The 1,217-nt window shown below is 55.6% G+C and carries 1 protein-coding gene; it reads left to right on the top strand.

Annotation, left to right across the window (positions count from 1 at the left end; genetic code table 11):
* Positions 1 to 37 precede the first annotated feature (37 nt).
* On the top strand, positions 38 to 1,217 hold a 1,180-nt coding region (locus tag A3730_RS20230; protein ID WP_304439513.1), incomplete at its 3' end, for a 7TM diverse intracellular signaling domain-containing protein.

Below are 1,217 nucleotides of genomic sequence, written 5' to 3'. Positions count from 1 at the left end.
GGTGGATGTGCTGGAGGACCCGGAAGGCAATTGGACCTTGAGTCAGATTCGTGACCAGTTCGCCAGCCGTTTTCGCCAAAGTGACAGTAATACCCTGAATTTCGGTTTTACCAAAAGTACCATCTGGCTGCGTTTTCAGCTGGATGCCAGCCAGATGGATGGGCGTAGCTGGTTTCTGGTGGAGCGCTACCCCATTCTCGATGAGCTGACCCTGTTTGTGCCGCAACCGGATGGCGAGTTCCGGGAGTATGAGGTGGGGGATACGCGTCCCTTTGGGCGGCGGCCCATGGATCACCGGTCTTTTGTGTTCAATCTGGAATCGCTGCCTGACGGGGTGAGTGAGTACTATATCAAGGTCCGAGGCAAGGGCGCATTGAACATGATGCCCATGCTTTACAGTGCCAAGGGGCTGGTGGAATACACCTATCTGGAGCAGTTGCTGCAGGGGCTGTTCTACGGTTCGTTGACCATCATGCTGATTTACAACCTGCTGTTGTTTCTGTCCCTGCGTGACAATGTGCACCTGCACTTTGTGGTGTTTCTTGCCGGGGTGCTGTTTTTCAATATCTGCGTCAGTGGTTTCGGGCTTCAGTATTTGTGGCCGGAGACCCCCAGGATCAATGAATATTTCTGGCTGACCACCTATACCTGCGGGTTGGCGCTGGCATTGTATTCGCGCCAGTTCCTGCAGCTGGCCCAGCGCTTTCCGCGCTATGACCGATTGCTGAAGCATTACCTGATTCTGATCGGGGTGGCGTTTGCGCTGCAGTGGGTGATTCCGCCACCTTATTCCTATCACCTGTCCACCGTGGTGGTGATGATGACGGTGGTGCTGTTCAGCTGGCTGGGTTGGGTTGTGTGGCGCCAGGGGTTCCGGGTGGCGCGCTTGTATGTGCTCGCCTGGTCGGTGTTCCTGCTTACCGTGTTCCTGTATGCCATCGGCAATCTGGGCTTGATTCCTTATAGCGTGATTGTTCCTTACTTGCCGCATTTCGGCGCGCTGTGGGTGGTGGTGATGTTGTCACTGGCGCTGGGCGACCGGATCCGGTTTCTGGAAAGCGAGCGCAAGCAATTGTCTGTGGAGGCACAGCAGAATCTGGAGCGGCACCTGGCGGATATCGAACAGATGAACCAGGACAAGTCCATGTTCCTGCAGTACATCAGCCATGAGCTGAATACGCCGATCAACTGGATTGGCGCTGCCGATTCGCTGGGAC

Source organism: Alcanivorax sp. HI0044 (assembly GCF_001634945.1).
Note: the sequence above shows the minus strand (reverse complement) of the source record. Positions and strands in the feature narration are given on the sequence as shown.